The sequence below is a fragment of the Leptolyngbya iicbica LK genome, assembly GCF_004212215.1.
GTDB classification, from domain to species: domain Bacteria; phylum Cyanobacteriota; class Cyanobacteriia; order Phormidesmidales; family Phormidesmidaceae; genus Halomicronema; species Halomicronema iicbica.
Genome location: NZ_QVFV01000002.1, coordinates 356031 through 371186, shown reverse-complemented (window position 1 = coordinate 371186; position 15156 = coordinate 356031). Strand labels below are relative to the sequence as shown.

The window sequence follows — 15156 nt, the reverse complement described above, 5'->3', positions numbered from 1 at the left end:
ATTCAAGGAAGTTTCTTTGACAGACATTAAAAACTGGTTTACAAATTGCTGCTACTGCACCTCACTAGAGTGAGAAATGCTGTACACAGGGAAAGACACTATTGGAACAAGCCATGATTTTCCAGGCTGGAGAAGTGATCTCGGTTGAGGGGAAAAGCAGTCACGGGGGTGGTGAAAGGAGAGCGCGGTGAGGATGAGAGCGATCGCGGGAGATGAGGGGCGATCAGTACAATAAAGATACTTGTAACTTCTATTGAGCCATGACGCTTCAGGATATTGAAAACCAAGCATTGCAACTGTCAGAGCGCGATCGTTGGCAACTCGTCCACAGTATTTTAGAGTCACTGCGCCAAAACACCACCCCAGACAGCCAAGCTCACTCCATCCTGGAAACCCTCAACGCTATCTACAGCCAGGAACCCTCAGAAGTTGATCCGGCATTAGCTCAGGCCCAGTTCGCAGCACTCCCCCGCGAGGAATGGTAAGTGTATCGTGGCGAAATTTGGTGTGATCCCACAGGCTCAGAACCCGGCCACCGTAGACCCGTCCTGGTGATTCAAGACGACACGTTCAATCAAAGCAACATCAATACCCTCATCATTGCCGTTATCACATCCAACCTGAGACTTGCTAATGCGCCTGACAACATTTTCCTGGCCAGCCAAGAATCAGGCTTGACCCGTGATTCAGTTATCAATGTTTCCAAATTTTGACTATTGATAAGAGTCTTCTGACTGAGCGAGTGGGCTCACTTTCTAGCAACCTTCAAGCAGATGTAGATGAAGGTTTGAGATTAGTACTTTTTCTGTAGGTTACGGGGTAGCTAACGCGGCGAAGTGAGGGGCGATCGCGGAGATGGCAGGGGCGATCGCGGGCAGGGTGAGGGCAAGTCTCCTCTGGACAGGCCAGCGCCAATGTAGGGTATCCCAATCTGCCAACTCCTAACTAAGATAGTGGGTACAGACACTCAGGAGTTTCCGATTGTATGGAGTCCACCGACGCCCTGACAACTGACACCCTCAAAGCGCTAATCAAAGAAAGTCTGCGAGAAGTGTTGCGGGAAGAGCGGCTAAACCTGAGTCAACTGCTGATGCCCTTCGTCAGCAACGAAGAACAAGCTGAAATTGACGCTTCCTTAGGCTCTCCAGAAGACTACGCAGACGAGGAACTGATCAACCTTACCGATTGGGTGCGGCATGGAGGTTCAATTCAGTAAGCGAGCCGTCAAATTTCTGAAGAAGCTCGATGCCCAAACCACTGAAAGAGTCCGGCAAAAAATCCTTCAACTCCACAGCATTCTTGAAGCAGATGGCATCATTCCCTTCACAGAGCTAGATATCAAAAAGCTCAAAGGGCGATGGGAGGGCTACTTTCGACTGCGAGTTGGGCAAATCCGAGTCATTTTTATGTTAGTCAATAACGAAATCGAGATTTTGCTCATCTACGACATCGACTTCAGAGGCAACATTTACGAGAAGTAAATCTGTGTGAAGGGCGATCGTCCTCCGGACACGTCACTGCCAAAGGCGATCATTGGGGGTGAAGGGCGATCTGGGGAGGGTGAGGAGCGATCTCGGTTGAGGTGAGGGGCGATCTCGGGATGATGAAGGCGATTGTCCTCCAGACAGGCTAGTGCAGCGTCAAAGCTTGATTTTAGGGTAGACAGAGGTCAACTTGCTTCTGGCATCATCAACTTTCATCTGCCAATCNNNTTGGGCATGGGGTAAGGCTTTCATCGTCTCAGTTTCATCTTCTACAACAGTATTGACTACCCTAATTCTTTGCGTTGACGTTGCACTAGCGCCAACGCGTCTAGAATTGGATTTTAGGTCTGAAGGGGCGATCGGGTCTGTGAAAACCACACGCTACTTTGAAGAGCAGGTTTTAGTCAGACGTCCGTATCTTCAGCGAGAATGGTGTGAACGAACCATCTGTAATTCCATTAGAAAAGAAGTTCAACCGGATGGTCGGATCCGCCACTGGTGCTTTATCGAAGAACTTGGCAAATACTTAAGAGTTGTCACCCTCGAAGATGGAGAGACTATCTTGAACGCCTTCCCCGACCGTAACTTTAAGGAATCGCAGCGATGAAATTCCATTACTATCCCGAAACCGATTCCCTTTATATCAGCCTGACAGATATCCCGAGCGTTGATTCTCAAGAAGTTGCTACGGGCATTGTTTTAGATTTTGATGACCAAGGAAATCTGGTCGGGTTGGATATTGAACATGCCAGCAAAGTCGTTGACATTTCTCGACTCGAAACGAATGCTTTACCCATTACTTCACTGGTGATGGCAAATCAGGCTTCCTAGGGTGTATGGAGCTCTCGGTAAGGGCGATTGTCCTTAGGACGGGCTAGCGTCAACGCGGCAGTGCTAAGCTTGTAGCAACAATCTTTCCCGACGCTTCAAGAGTGAACTGGTTATGGCGATCGCGCTCACTCCCAACTAAGAAAACCGACTCCAACAGTTGGTAGACAAAGGCCACTACGATAGCGTCGATGCAGCTCTGGCTGCTGCCTTGGAACTGTTAGAAGAGCGCGATCGGCAATACGGGCAGTGGGTCACTGAAACCCGCGAGAAACTTCAAGTCGGCATCGCTGAGCTAGATCGCGGCGAAGGTCTTGACAGTGAAGTCGTGATTGGGCGACTGCAAGAGAAATTGCGACAGGCTCGCGAGCGATCGCGATGAGCCGCTACATTATTTCTCCCAGCGCCAGTCGCGACTTAGAAGACATCATTGCTTAACCTTTCAGAACAAAGCATTGATGCCGGAGAACAGTTTTTAGCTGAATTTGACCAAAAGTGTCGGAAATTGGTGCAATTTCCTAATATCGGTCGTAGCTACGATGACTTGCTGCTCGGTATGCGCGGAATTCTGCTCAAGAGTTACATCATCTTCTATCGCCCCATCAATGGCGGCATTGAAATCGTGAGAGTCATCAGTGGCTATCGTGATCTGCCTACAATTTTTGAGGAGCTGTAAAGAGAGCAGTGAGTGAAGGTGAGAGGCGATCGCGGGGAAAGTGGAGGCAACCGCGATTGAGGGTAAGGGAGATCGCGGAGTGATCACCTTTCTACAACATCAACCAAGCCCCATACATCCGCTTATGATTGAGACAGCAGCATCAGGATAGGCCACTTGCCATGACCGCAACGCCAGAACCTAGAGACTTTCAAACTGAAGTGCTTGATCGCTTAGAGCAGCTAGACAATAACATCAAACGCCTAGAGCAAAAACTGGATACCGACGTTCAACGTCTTGATGAACGCACCGACAAATGGGAAGAGCGGTTTCTGCAACTGTCGAAAGATAACTTGGCAATCTCAAGAACTGTCATCATCGCTGCTGCTACGGTTGTGATCTTTGGCAGTTTGCTGGACAAAGCTGAGATTCTGGTTGAGGGTGCAGCAAGAATTTTTGGGAAGTAGGCGATCGCGAAAGTGGGAGGGGCGATTGTCCACCGGACAGGCTAGCACCATTGAAGACGTCTAATCAGTCCAATAGGCGATCGCTTACTTTCGTAAATGCAACATTCACGTAGCGTTTCAGATGGTTTGAAATCAACGGTCAAGCATGACGATTAAGATGCTTGACCCTTTTCCCGACCTTGCTTCCACTCCAAAAACAGCTAGCCTAGCTGATCGTTTGACGAAACTCGTCTAGAGCCGCTTGGTGGGCTGTCTGCTGCTGAATTTGCTGAGCCAGCGAGTTACACACGAGTTCGCACAGATCGAAAACAAACGGATTAGCGATTTGATAGAAAACGCAAACGCCCTGCTGCTCGCGGGTGACTACACCTGCTTGAGCCAGAATTTTCAGGTGTTTAGAAACGTTAGCTTGACCTAACCCTGTCAGTTCGATGATTTCGGAGACATTTTTCGGGCCGTTGCGTAACCGACACACAATTTGCAAGCGGCTAGATTCGGACAGCACTTTGAAAAACTCTGCAACCAGCTGTAAGGCAGCGGGTGAGAGTTTCGACAGCATGCAGTCGTCTTCACAATCACCAACAACAGAGGATTGCTGATTCATGACCTGCGGAGTTGTAACCATCTTGCAGAGTTCCTAAAACGTAGGCAACAGCAGAATTTAGCCGTGAGGGCAAATTATCAATTAACCCTAGCATACTCTATAACTAGAGAGTTGTATTGTATCTCCGTTTGCAGACATGGGTGGATCCCCCTACCCTTTCAGACCGCTACCCGACTCGGTGGGGACGATGTAGCGCTGCATCACCACAAAGAAAATCAGCACAGGCAAGATGGAAATGACGGAACCGGCGGCAATTAAACGCCAGTCTAGCGAAAAGCTGCCCGCCAACTTGGCGACGCCAAGCGGCAAGGTGTAGTATTCAGGGCGATCGAGCAAAATCAAGGGCCACAGGAAATCGCTCCAGGCACCAATGAAAACAAAAATCGCCAATGTGACGAGAGCCGGTCGCGTAGAGGAAATCATCACATTCCACCAGATGCCCAACTCTGAGCAGCCATCGATCCGCGCGGCTTCTTCCAACTCTTTGGGGACGCCGAGAAAGGCTTGACGCATCAGAAAAATCCCGAAGGCTGAAGCAATGAACGGAAAAATTAAGCCCAGGTAGGTGTTGCGTAAACCGAGCTGAACGGCCAGCACATATAGCGGGATCATGACAATTTGAAAGGGAATCAAAATCGTCGCCACAATTAGCGCAAACAAAAACTGTCGTCCCCTGAACTTCAATCGAGCTAGGGGATAAGCCGCGAGGGAACAGAACAGCAAATTTAGCCCGACGGTCAAAACTGCCACGATGATGCTGTTGACGAAGTATTGCCCAAAGGGGTTTTGCTGCCAAACGGTGATGAAGTTGTTAAGGGTGGGCGAGGCGGGAATAAATTGGGGCGGAAAGGCGAAAATGTTTTCGTCAGGAGATTTGAAAGCGGTACTCACTAGCCAGAGCAATGGCAACAACATGGCCAGGGCGATCGCGCTCAAGACCCCATAAGTCACCGTCAACCGCACCCAAGTGGCCTGTCTGAGTCGCTGCATGAGTGACGGATTAGGAGTTGCTGTCATGGTTTCAGCCCAACTGAAGACTCTGCATGAGCCAGAATCCGGCAAAGGCTTCGGTGTTGGGATCAGCTTGCACCGCTAGGAAGTGCACTTGATTTGCCTGCTGTTTTGCCGTCTCAAAGTTGTCGGCTTCCTGCTGCAACTCCGGTGAGTTCAGGGGAGCAATGACCCAACTGTCGGCGCTCCCGGTTTCCAAAATCAGTCGCGGCGTCTTGCCCGGTTCGACGCGCAACTCACTGACTTCCAAGCCAGACAACCAACCCGCCATCGGTTGCGCCCGAGGGGAAAAAATCACCAACCCTGGCACCATCGTGTCATCGGCAACGCCAACCAGTTGCGGTGAAAAGGCTTCACCAAAATCAATCGGCCACTCTGACATATCAGCAAAGTCTTTGGCCGGCAACGAAACGAGTGCCCATTGCTGGCCAATCAGGGCGTCGGGCAATGATTTCGGCGCGGGGGGTGGGGCACCGACGCTAGGCGAGGGCTTATCGGTGTAGCCGGGCTCGTGGGGATAGACTTCGCGACGGCGATAGTCCATCCACTGTTGCAGGGCCAGGGTGCGGCGACTGGGTTGAGCCGCAATCCCCAAGTCTTCACAGGCCCGGGTAATCATGTTTTGCATCGCAAACCGAAAGAAGCGAATGCGGCTGGGGGGCTCAGGAGCTTGAGCGATCGCTTCTTCGATCGCCTTTTTTAACTCAATGGAATTGACTTCCGTATTGGCAACAAACTTGCTAAAGCGAAAGAGGCTGTCAGGGTTGGCGTCAATAGTCTGGAGTCCTTCGCTGATCAGCACTTCCCAGCGCTTTTTATTGTTCTCATCCAGCAGCGGACGCGAGTAAAAGTCTAGTTCCCAAACGGTACCCATAAGTGTTTTATAAGCCTGCTACGGTGAATGACTGATCGCCAAGATGAATAACAGCACAGCTAGGATCCCTCAATGATCCCCAGACCAGTCGTCAAAGCGCTGCGGCCAAGTAACACAGAAGCGCGATCGCGGCTGTGTCATGTGACTGTCATCTCGACTCGGATCTGCTCAGATCGTTCTCTATAGCTCGCTATTAGCCAGCATTTTGCCGACATTTTGCAAGCGATTGTCAACGTCTGACATTACGGTATCAAATTCTTTGAGCACTTCTCCGGGATACTTTTCCAACACTTTCGTGGAGAGAGAAATGCGACCGCGTTGTTCATCCAAACTGACGATGATGGCCTTGATGTCTTGCCCGGCTTTCAACAGGTTGGGTAAGGAATCGACGTAGTTTTGGCTGATCTGATTAATGTGCAGTAGCCCCGTAACCCCGTCGAAGCTGACAAACGCGCCATAGGGTTTGAGGCTAGCGATTTTGCCTTGCACCAGTTGGCCCACTTCCAAAGTGGACATAGCTTGCGATCGCGCGGCTTGACGCTGAGAAAGCACCAATTTGTTGCCTTCTTGATTGACTTCCAAAAAGCCGACGGACAATGTGGTGCCCACGAGGGCATCCAGATCATCGGGTTGGGCGAGATGCGATCGCGGCACAAATCCGCGCAATCCTTCCACATCCACAATGACGCCGCCTTTGTTCGTGCCGGTCACCTTCACATCCAGGATGTCTTTGTTGGCTTCTTTTTCGGTGAGGCGTTCCCACACGCGCTGCACCATGAGGCGACGCAGCGACAAGACGACCCGGCCTTCTTTGTCCTGATCGCGAATAATCAAAAACTCGAACTCTTCACCCAAGGGCAGCGTTTCTTCGAGGTTTTCGACCCGCTCTAGGGCAGCTTCTTTAAGGGGCAAAAAGGCGTCGGATTTGCCGCCAATCTCTACCATGGCCCCCTCTGAACCATGACCAATCACTGTGCCTTTAACCGTACTGCCGGTTTGGAAGGTGTAGTCGTGGTCGGCCAGGGCGCGGGCGAAATCTTCAGTCGAAAAGGTCAAAGTCGGGTTCTCCCGGTTGCTGCAAAAATTCAGTTTTTCAATCATAGCAACCGATTTACCGGGTATACCATTCGCAACATTCTGATAAAGACGAGTCATGTCGCGTTGTTAGCACCAGCGGATCGGTGGCGACTCAAAGGGGTAGGCCCATTTGCGAGAGCAGCGATCGCCCCCAGCGATTGACCTGTCGCGCCGCTTGAATGTGAGGCTCGTCGGGCACAATGGGGATGATATCGGCGGTTTGCCCCAGGCCGCAGAGGGCGATCGCTCGATTTGCGGCCTCCAGCCCAGTAACGTAGGCTTTTTCCTGGGACCAAGAGCCGTGGCGGGTCACCACCCAGTCGCCACTCATAAACACGTTTTGGAAGCTGGTTTGCCCCGGGAGCAGGTATTGATAGCTGCCGGGGGCGAAGTGGGTGACGCCCTGGGGAATGCGAATCACGCTGTGATCGACAATTTGAGCTTCGCCAAAGTCCGGCAGACAGCCCGCCAGATTTGCCTGCACCAGCGGCAGCACTTCCTCATCATCCAGGTAAAGCAACTGATTGGCGTGATAGTAATCGACTTCGACCACGCTACCGGGTTCCTCACGATATTCGTCGTGGAGAGCGTTGAGGTCAAAAAAGGTCCAGCCTGTCGTTTGATGGAAGCCAAAGCAGGCATTAGAGGGAAGGGGAATGTCGATTTTGCGATCGAACCAGAGCCGGGTGGCCAGCACGTCGATCGCACCTAAATTTTGCACATTGCGAAACTCTTCGCGGCGGCGCAGAGCGGGACTGCTGGCGACAATCTTCTTCAGCCCCGTGATACCGACGGAAAAGATGACGGCATCGGCTTCAAACACTTCATCGCCGCAGACGACGCCCGTGAGGCGATCGCCCTCCCCTTCAATCACATCGGTGACGCGATGATTGGCGAGAATCTGGCCTCCCGCCTGCTCAATCGCCTGGGTCCAGGGGCGGAAGATTTGCTCACCCACGGTGCCCCGACACCAGCGCACGTCAAAGTCGGGCTGGTGAGCCAGGATGAAGTAATAGAGCATTCCCAAGGTCGCGGCGGCGGAACATTGCTCACCCGGGGCAAACAAACCCACCAGCAACATCGGCTCAAAGGCTTCTTTATACAGCCGTTCTGACACGCCAAACTGTCGAAAAAGTTCTCGCGCGGAGAGGCGATCGTACCGTCGCCAAGCGTCGTCTGAGTTATCGAAGTCCACTACGGAATACAGCAGCGGCAAGGCCGAGAGGCGATCGCTCAGCGGCAGTCGCTTGAAGTCGGTATAGACAAAGGTGCCCAACGGACTCGGCAAGTACGGCTCCATCTGGAACAGCGGCGACTCGACCTCTAAGCCGTGGGGGGAATATTGGCTGGAGCGGGTGTAGGGCGTGAAAGGCTGAATGCCTAACTCGTCCACCAGGCTAAAAATATTGCGGTAGGGATACCAAAAACCGTGAATACCCGCCTCGACCGATCGCCCTTGCTCGGTTTGCCAACCCGCCACCAGCCCGCCTGGATAGCTGCCCGCCTCCAACAGCGTGACGGCATATCCTTGTTTAGCAAGGTGATAGGCGGCCCCTAAGCCGGCCCAACCAGCCCCCACGACAACGACTCGTGGTGACGCTTGAGTCTGAGTATCCATAACCTTGATAGCTAATCCCTACGCTGATGATGTGATCCAGTCTTCAGCGTAGGTTAATTTCAGCTCTCTGAGGCTTCGGATGAGGATTTGTCCTTCGCGGTGGATTGTTTGCGAGTCGTCTTTTTCGCCGTGGTGGTTTTGGCCCCGGTTGACTTTGACGCGGCGGCTTGCTTAGTGGTGGAAGCCTTGCGAGTCGTGGTTTTCTTTGCCGTGGTCTTTTTGGCGGTAGACTTTTTCGCCGTCGTTTTCTTCGCTGTGGATTTCTTGGCGGTGGTGGCCTTTTTCCGCGTTGTTTTCTTCTTCGCGCCTGCTTTGGCGGTGATGAGGGCGATCGCTTCCTCTAATGTAATGTCATTCTCGGTTTTGCCCTCTGGTAAGCCCGCATTGGTTTTACCGTGCTTGACGTACAAACCGTAGGGGCCTTTGTAAACCGCAATCAGCTCATCATCGTCAGGGTGCTTGCCGAGTTCCTTTAAGGGTTCGGCTTTGCGGCGACCGCGTCCGGCCTTCGGCTGCGACAACAGTTCCATCGCCCGCTCCAAGGTCACGGTCAGCACATCATCGTCGCCCTTGAGCGATCGATAATCTTTGCCGTCTTTGCCCTGATCATGCACCACGTAGGGGCCAAACCGCCCCAAGCTGGCCTTAATCGGCTTACCCGTTTCTGGATGCGGCCCGAGCAGTCGCGGCAACGCCAATAGACCCGTGGCCATTTCCATGGTCACGTCTTCTGGCTTTTTGCCTTTGGGCAGAGAAGCCCGCTTGGGCTTGGGCCGCTCGTCAGTGGCGTCACCGAGTTGTACATAGGGCCCATAGGCTCCCACCAGCACATAAATCGGCTCGCCCGTTTCGGGGTGCAGCCCCAGTTTTTCCGGACCTTCCCGCTTTTGCTTTAACAGCAGTTCGACCTGATCCGCGTCTAAATCAGCGGGCGACACGTCAATCGGCACTGAGGCCTTGACTGGGCCTTCTTCGTCTTCAGTTTCCACATAAGGGCCATAGCGTCCGATCCGCACCTTGGCCTCTAAACCGTCTAGCGCCACAGTGCGCGCTTCCGCCGGGTCGATTTGACTTTCCTGCTCCTGAACCTGAGTTTCCAGCCCCTCATCACCCGCGTAAAAATCTTTTAGGTACGGCAGCCAATCGGCTTCACCCGTCGAAATGTGGTCAAGCGTCTGCTCCATGCGAGCCGTAAAACCGACATCGACCAAATCGGGGAAGTGACTGGACAGCAGATCGGTCACCGCAAACGCCGTGAACGTCGGCGTCAGACTACTACCGTTCGCAGTGACGTAGCCGCGATCGATAATGGTGCCGATGACGCTGGCATAGGTGCTCGGACGGCCAATGCCTTCACTCTCCAAGGTTTTCACCAACGTGGCTTCGGTATAACGGGCCGGTGGTTGGGTTTCATGGCCCACGGCTTCCAGTTCGTTACAGTTCACCGCGTCGCCCACCGCCAGTCGGGGCAGCAACACTTCCTGGTTTTCGATCGCCGCATCGGGATCATCCGATCCTTCCACATAGGCGCGAAAGAAACCGGGAAAATCAATCCGCTTACCACTGGCCCGGAAGACCGCATTATCGACTTCGATTTGCACGGTGATGTTGGTCTGCCGCACTTCTGCCATTTGGGTGGCGACGGTGCGCTTCCAAATCAGGTCATAGAGCGAGAGTTCGCGACCGCTCAGTCCCGTCTCTTGAGGCGTGCGAAAAGTCTGCCCCGAAGGCCGAATCGCTTCGTGCGCCTCCTGAGCGGACTTACTCTTCGTGGCGTATTGGCGCGACTTGGGGCTGAGGTATTCCTTGCCGTACTTTTGCTCAACACAGTTGCGAGCAGCGGCGATCGCTTGTTGAGACAAGTGCACCGAGTCAGTACGCATATAGGTGATGTAACCCTGCTCATACAGGCTTTGGGCGACGCGCATGGTGTCGCGAGCCGAGAGCCGCAGCTTGCGGTTCGACTCTTGCTGCAAGGTGGAGGTCGTGAAGGGCGGCGAAGGTTTCCGGGTGGAGGGGCGCTCTTCTAAATTCGCGACCGTCCAGGCTCCGGCTTCCAATCGGGTTTGCAGAGCGGTAGCTTCCGCTTCATTCAACAAGACAACATCGCGGCCAGCGGCAACCTGTCCTGTATTTTCGTCAAAGTCGCTGCCGGTGGCGAGGCGCTTGCCATCCAGCGTGATCAACTTCGCTTCAAACGATTCGCTGTCTTTCAGCAGCTGAGCTTTCAGATCCCAATACGACCCGCGCCGGAAGGCTCGCCGGGCCCGCTCTCGCTCCACCAAGAGCTTCACCGCCACAGACTGCACTCGCCCTGCCGACAAGCCCCAGGCGATCTTTTTCCACAACAGCGGTGACAGCGTATAGCCCACCAAGCGATCAAGAATGCGGCGGGTCTCTTGCGCCCGCACGAGCTGGTCGTCGATATCCCGACAATTATCCAGCGCTGCCTGAATCGCTTCTTCGGTAATCTCGTGAAACACCATGCGCTTGATCGGCACCTTGGGCTTCAACACCTGCAATAAGTGCCAGCTAATGCTTTCACCTTCGCGGTCTTCGTCAGTCGCAAGGACGAGTTCGTCAGCGCTTTTGAGGGCATCTTTCAGCGTTTTGACGACCTTCTTTTTGTCCGAAGGCACCACGTACAGGGGCTCAAAATCAGCGTCAGGGTTCACCCCCAGCTGGGCCCACTTTTCACCTTTGACCGAGGCCGGAATCTCGCTCGCCGATCGCGGCAAATCTCTCACATGCCCCATTGACGCCTCGACGCGATACCCGGAAGGCAAGTAATTCCGAATAGTCTTGGCTTTAGTGGGGGACTCAACGATGACGAGGGTGGACATAGATTGATCGGGATATAAGATTCTGGGATTTCGTGACGTTAGCGGATCAGTGGCGCAGACAGAAAGGATTGTTAACTAAGATTTCAGGTTTTGCTCGCTTCGATACTTCTGCAAGCGCTTTCCTGTCCACTCCTAACACATCATCTCTGCGATCGCTAAATTGACCCTAGCGCATTTGTCTCGGAGAGTACCCAAATCCGCGGTTGACTCATCAGCTCTCTGGAACCAGTAGCCCTAACCTGGCTTTTCATCATGAAAGTGCGCTCATGGCAACCCACTCATTACTGACCCATGAGGGGTTAGAGGGATAACAGATGCCAGAACGCCTCACTTTCGCCTCGCTAATCAGGCTGATAGGGAGAATTCATCCCCCCAGAAGTACCCCTAAACCGGAGTACGCAGGGTAAGATGCCAATGGAAAGCTGAAGATTTGCGATCGCTGATAGCCTTGAGTCCTTGAGGATTAGCAGCGATGGTATTGAGAAAGTGGACGTAGTTAGCGCTGGAGCAATTGACCGGATGGATGTTGCGAATCTTGCCTCCCAATTGAATGCGGGCATCATTCTGCCAGAAGGCATCGTAGTGATCACTTTGCTGGTGGTTTTGGTCGGTGATTTGATTGCGGGCCGAGCCTCAACCCGCTGGACGCCCTATGCCACCATGGGGGGCCTATCACTCGCGATCGTGGCGTTGGTTTATCAGTGGGATACCGCCACGCCCCTGAGCTTTTTGGGCAGTTTCATTGGCGATGACCTCAGTATCGTATTTCGCGGCATTATCGCATTGTCAGCGATCGCCACCGTGCCCATGTCCATTCGCTATGTCGAGCAGTCAGGCACCTCTCTGGCGGAATTTTTGGTCATCATGATGACCGCGACCCTCGGCGGCATGTTCCTCTCCGGGGCGAACGACTTAGTCACCATCTTTGTGGCGCTAGAGACCCTAAGTATCTCGTCCTATTTATTGACGGGCTACATGAAGCGTGACCCCCGCTCCAACGAAGCCGCACTCAAATATTTGTTGATCGGGGCGGCGAGTTCTGCGATTTTCCTCTACGGCATGTCGCTGCTCTACGGCTTGTCTGGCGGCAAGATGCAGCTATTGGAAATCGCCGAAAGCTTCGTCGCTGCCGATAGTGATGCCCCCATTGGTATCATCGTCGCTTTGGTATTTGTCATTGCGGGTATCGCGTTCAAGATTGCGGCAGTGCCTTTCCACCAGTGGACTCCCGACGTTTACGAGGGTTCACCAACGCCAGTCGTGGCGTTTCTCTCGGTGGGTTCCAAGGCCGCTGGTTTTGCCCTGGCGATTCGCCTGTTGGTAGCTGTCTTCCCGGTCGTCTCTGAGCAATGGCATTTTGTCTTTACGGCATTGGCAATTCTCAGCATGGTGCTGGGCAACGTCGTGGCCCTGGCCCAAACCAGCATGAAGCGACTCCTCGCCTACTCGTCCATTGCCCAGGCTGGCTTTTTGATGATTGGCCTGGTGATTGGCACAGAAGCGGGCTATTCCAGCATGATTTTTTACCTGCTGGTTTACCTATTCATGAACTTGGGCGGCTTTACCTGCGTCATTCTCTTCTCCTTGCGTACGGGCACTGATCAAATTAGCGAATACAGCGGTCTCTATCAGAAGGATCCTCTCTTAACGCTGGGCTTGAGTATTTGCCTACTATCGCTGGGCGGCATTCCGCCACTCGCTGGTTTCTTTGGTAAGCTCTACATCTTTTGGGCCGGTTGGCAGGCAGGTGCTTATGGCTTGGTGCTGGTGGGCTTGGTGACTAGCGTCATCTCGATCTACTACTACATCCGAGTCGTCAAGATGATGGTGGTGAAAGAACCCCAAGAGATGTCTGACGTGGTGGCTAACTATCCCGAAGTCCGGTGGGATTTGCCAGGCCTGCGCCCGCTGCAAGTGAGCTTGGTCTTAGCGGTAGTAGCAACCTCTTTAGCGGGCATTCTGTCTAACCCGTTGTTCACCTTGGCCAATAACTCCGTGAGTCATACGCCTTTGCTACGAGCATCGATTGAACAACAGCAATCGCCTGCAGCTGCCCCGTCAGTTGCGGCCCTCACGTCCATAGATAAGGCGATCGCCCAGCGTTAATGCGCCAGTTTAGGCTGAAGGTTGGCTGTGACTAACCTCGACCGATTTGTTGAACGCCCTGCAGCTAGTCACTAGCTGCAGGGCGTTTTGGCTATCGAGGAAATCGCGACACTCAGAGCATCCCCTGGATGTTGTCGTCAGCCAGTCAGCGATCGCTAAACGCCAATGACGTACTTTTTCCACTCAGCGTGGGTGCCACTCTTGACCTGGCGCGTGACCTCAAAATAGAGGCTGCTGTGGGGCCGTCGAGGAGGATTGCGCAGCGGCATCGAGGCTTCGCGAGGCGTGCGATTGCCCTTTTTGACATTGCAGCGGACACAAGCAGTCACAATGTTGTCCCACTTGTCACCGCCTCCCCGCGATCGCGGCACCACGTGATCTAATGTCAGTCCATCTCCTGATAACCCGCAATATTGGCAGGTATGGTCATCCCGCTGCAGGATATTGCGGCGAGTTAAGGGGATTTCTTTGTAAGGCACCCGAACATAGTTCCGCAGGCGAATCACGGTCGGCAACGGCATTTCTGGATAGATAAATCTGCCGTTATGCTCCACCTGTTCAGCCTTGCCCTTGATGACAAGCACGATCGCTCGACGCCAACTGGTGATGTTGAGCGGTTCATAAGAGGCGTTAAGCACTAGAACCTTACTCATTGTTGATGATCTGAAGAATATTGCACCGATGGTAGCACAGGTATTTTTTTCCAACGGAGACAGGCGAATTACTTCGCAATCCAGCCGCGAGCAGAGCTTATTAGGGCAGACAGTTCACTAAAAGCTAACCAATGATGAAGGTCAGCTTTTAGTAGCAATGATTTGTATATCAGCCAAATCAATAGCATGCTGTGGTGGTACTAAAGTGACGGCCACAATGCGGAAGCCCGCCGTGATTACTTCCTGCAAGATCTGGTTCGAATCGCCGATATGTCGCGTGGCCACTCCCTGTTGAATGGTGCAACGGGAAACTGGGTCAAAAAATTCTTGAAAGAATGGCGTATCCGGCACGTCATTACACATCGAGCAGACTGTGAAGGTGCCGCCGGGTTTAAGAACGCGATGCACTGAGCTAAGGAACTGAGTGCGATCGCGGCCGATAATGCAATGAAAGCACCGGCCATCTAGCACCCCATCGAAAGAAGCATCGGCAAACGCTGCTAAGGTCAACACGTTCCCTTCCACAAACGTCACATCTACCGCTGCCACCGTGGCGTTTTCTCTGGCCCAGGCGATCGCGGTGGGCGCAATATCAATGCCCGTCACGTTGTATCCGGCTTGGGCAAACGCGATACTCACATTACCCGCACCGCACCCCAACTCTAGCAATCGCCCCCGATTGGGAAATGTCGGATGAGACATCAAAGGTAGCCAAGTCTGCTGCCAATCTTCGGCCCATTCGTCCTGTTTGCTCCATCCAGAAAAGGTAGAGTCCTGACGCTTAGCTTGGTAAGCGCGATCATGAATCATGTAATTAGGCTGGACGGTCATGTTCAGTTACTACCTCTGCAAGTTGGCCGAGCCACAATCCCCCTAGCTGCCATCAGCGAGCGCTGGTTTAACGATTAAACCTTCTAGCCGGAATCATCGCTTTAG

17 protein-coding genes and 1 pseudogene are annotated in these 15156 nt (G+C 53.2%); 9 read left to right on the top strand and 9 right to left on the bottom strand.

Annotated elements, in window-relative coordinates; genetic code table 11:
• Positions 1-260: 260 nt before the first annotated feature.
• On the top strand, positions 261-485 hold the full coding sequence (locus DYY88_RS08740) for a hypothetical protein (protein ID WP_039728435.1): 225 nt from the start codon (positions 261-263) through the stop codon (positions 483-485).
• Positions 486-811 (top strand): annotated as a pseudogene (locus DYY88_RS25055) (type II toxin-antitoxin system PemK/MazF family toxin). It abuts the gene before it with no gap.
• Between the two features lies 1 nt (position 812).
• Here the strand turns inward: DYY88_RS25055 and DYY88_RS24865 are convergent.
• Positions 813-938, bottom strand: a complete 126-nt coding sequence (locus DYY88_RS24865; RefSeq protein WP_302849234.1) for a hypothetical protein — start codon at positions 936-938, stop codon at positions 813-815.
• A 47-nt stretch (positions 939-985) separates the two neighbouring features.
• On the opposite strand from DYY88_RS24865, the gene DYY88_RS08730 reads away from it, so the two are divergent.
• The 6 genes from DYY88_RS08730 to DYY88_RS08700 all read left to right on the top strand — a co-directional run bounded on the left by DYY88_RS08730 (position 986) and on the right by DYY88_RS08700 (position 3434).
• Positions 986-1216 (top strand): hypothetical protein, encoded by a 231-nt coding sequence (locus tag DYY88_RS08730; protein ID WP_039728439.1) that lies wholly within the window; start codon positions 986-988, stop codon positions 1214-1216.
• A complete protein-coding gene (locus DYY88_RS08725; RefSeq protein WP_039728441.1) occupies positions 1197-1481 on the top strand; it encodes a type II toxin-antitoxin system RelE family toxin in 285 nt (94 codons plus the stop codon). Before DYY88_RS08730 ends, DYY88_RS08725 begins: the two co-directional genes overlap by 20 nt.
• A 606-nt stretch (positions 1482-2087) precedes the next feature.
• Complete coding sequence (locus DYY88_RS08715; RefSeq protein ID WP_039728443.1) at positions 2088-2315, top strand: DUF2283 domain-containing protein; 228 nt, start codon at positions 2088-2090, stop codon at positions 2313-2315.
• A gap of 157 nt (positions 2316-2472) precedes the next feature.
• Positions 2473-2694, top strand: coding sequence for a hypothetical protein (locus DYY88_RS08710; protein ID WP_052288567.1), 222 nt, complete (start codon positions 2473-2475; stop codon positions 2692-2694).
• Between the two features lie 48 nt (positions 2695-2742).
• On the top strand, positions 2743-2988 hold the full coding sequence (locus DYY88_RS08705; RefSeq protein WP_236146381.1) for a type II toxin-antitoxin system RelE/ParE family toxin: 246 nt from the start codon (positions 2743-2745) through the stop codon (positions 2986-2988).
• Between the two features lie 161 nt (positions 2989-3149).
• A complete protein-coding gene (locus DYY88_RS08700; RefSeq protein ID WP_039728444.1) occupies positions 3150-3434 on the top strand; it encodes a hypothetical protein in 285 nt (94 codons plus the stop codon).
• Between the two features lie 205 nt (positions 3435-3639).
• Here the strand turns inward: DYY88_RS08700 and DYY88_RS08695 are convergent, their stop codons facing one another.
• The 6 genes from DYY88_RS08695 to topA all read right to left on the bottom strand — a co-directional run bounded on the left by DYY88_RS08695 (position 3640) and on the right by topA (position 11461).
• On the bottom strand, positions 3640-4059 hold the full coding sequence (locus tag DYY88_RS08695) for an ArsR/SmtB family transcription factor (protein ID WP_039728445.1): 420 nt from the start codon (positions 4057-4059) through the stop codon (positions 3640-3642).
• A 129-nt stretch (positions 4060-4188) separates the two neighbouring features.
• Positions 4189-5055, bottom strand: a complete 867-nt coding sequence (locus DYY88_RS08690; protein WP_367889278.1) for a carbohydrate ABC transporter permease — start codon at positions 5053-5055, stop codon at positions 4189-4191.
• Between the two features lie 4 nt (positions 5056-5059).
• Positions 5060-5923 carry a Tab2/Atab2 family RNA-binding protein gene (locus tag DYY88_RS08685; RefSeq protein ID WP_039728449.1) on the bottom strand — a complete coding sequence of 288 codons (864 nt, stop codon included), beginning with the start codon at positions 5921-5923 and terminating at the stop codon, positions 5060-5062.
• 180 nt (positions 5924-6103) lie between these two features.
• A complete protein-coding gene (locus DYY88_RS08680) occupies positions 6104-6979 on the bottom strand; it encodes a S1 RNA-binding domain-containing protein (RefSeq protein ID WP_236146382.1) in 876 nt (291 codons plus the stop codon).
• Between the two features lie 133 nt (positions 6980-7112).
• Entirely contained in the window at positions 7113-8618 is a 1506-nt protein-coding gene (locus tag DYY88_RS08675) for a hydroxysqualene dehydroxylase (RefSeq protein ID WP_039728453.1), read from the bottom strand.
• Between the two features lie 59 nt (positions 8619-8677).
• Positions 8678-11461 carry a type I DNA topoisomerase gene (gene topA, locus DYY88_RS08670; RefSeq protein ID WP_039728455.1) on the bottom strand — a complete coding sequence of 928 codons (2784 nt, stop codon included), beginning with the start codon at positions 11459-11461 and terminating at the stop codon, positions 8678-8680.
• A gap of 519 nt (positions 11462-11980) precedes the next feature.
• Between topA and DYY88_RS08665 the strand changes: the two genes are divergently transcribed.
• A complete protein-coding gene (locus tag DYY88_RS08665; RefSeq protein ID WP_039728456.1) occupies positions 11981-13567 on the top strand; it encodes an NAD(P)H-quinone oxidoreductase subunit N in 1587 nt (528 codons plus the stop codon).
• A gap of 155 nt (positions 13568-13722) precedes the next feature.
• On the opposite strand, the gene DYY88_RS08660 is transcribed toward DYY88_RS08665, so the two are convergent.
• The gene (locus DYY88_RS08660; protein WP_039728457.1) at positions 13723-14220 is read right to left on the bottom strand and encodes an HNH endonuclease; all 498 of its coding nucleotides are present in this window, start codon (positions 14218-14220) and stop codon (positions 13723-13725) included.
• Between the two features lie 141 nt (positions 14221-14361).
• Positions 14362-15051, bottom strand: a complete 690-nt coding sequence (locus DYY88_RS08655) for a class I SAM-dependent methyltransferase (RefSeq protein WP_052456701.1) — start codon at positions 15049-15051, stop codon at positions 14362-14364.
• Positions 15052-15156 lie beyond the last annotated feature (105 nt).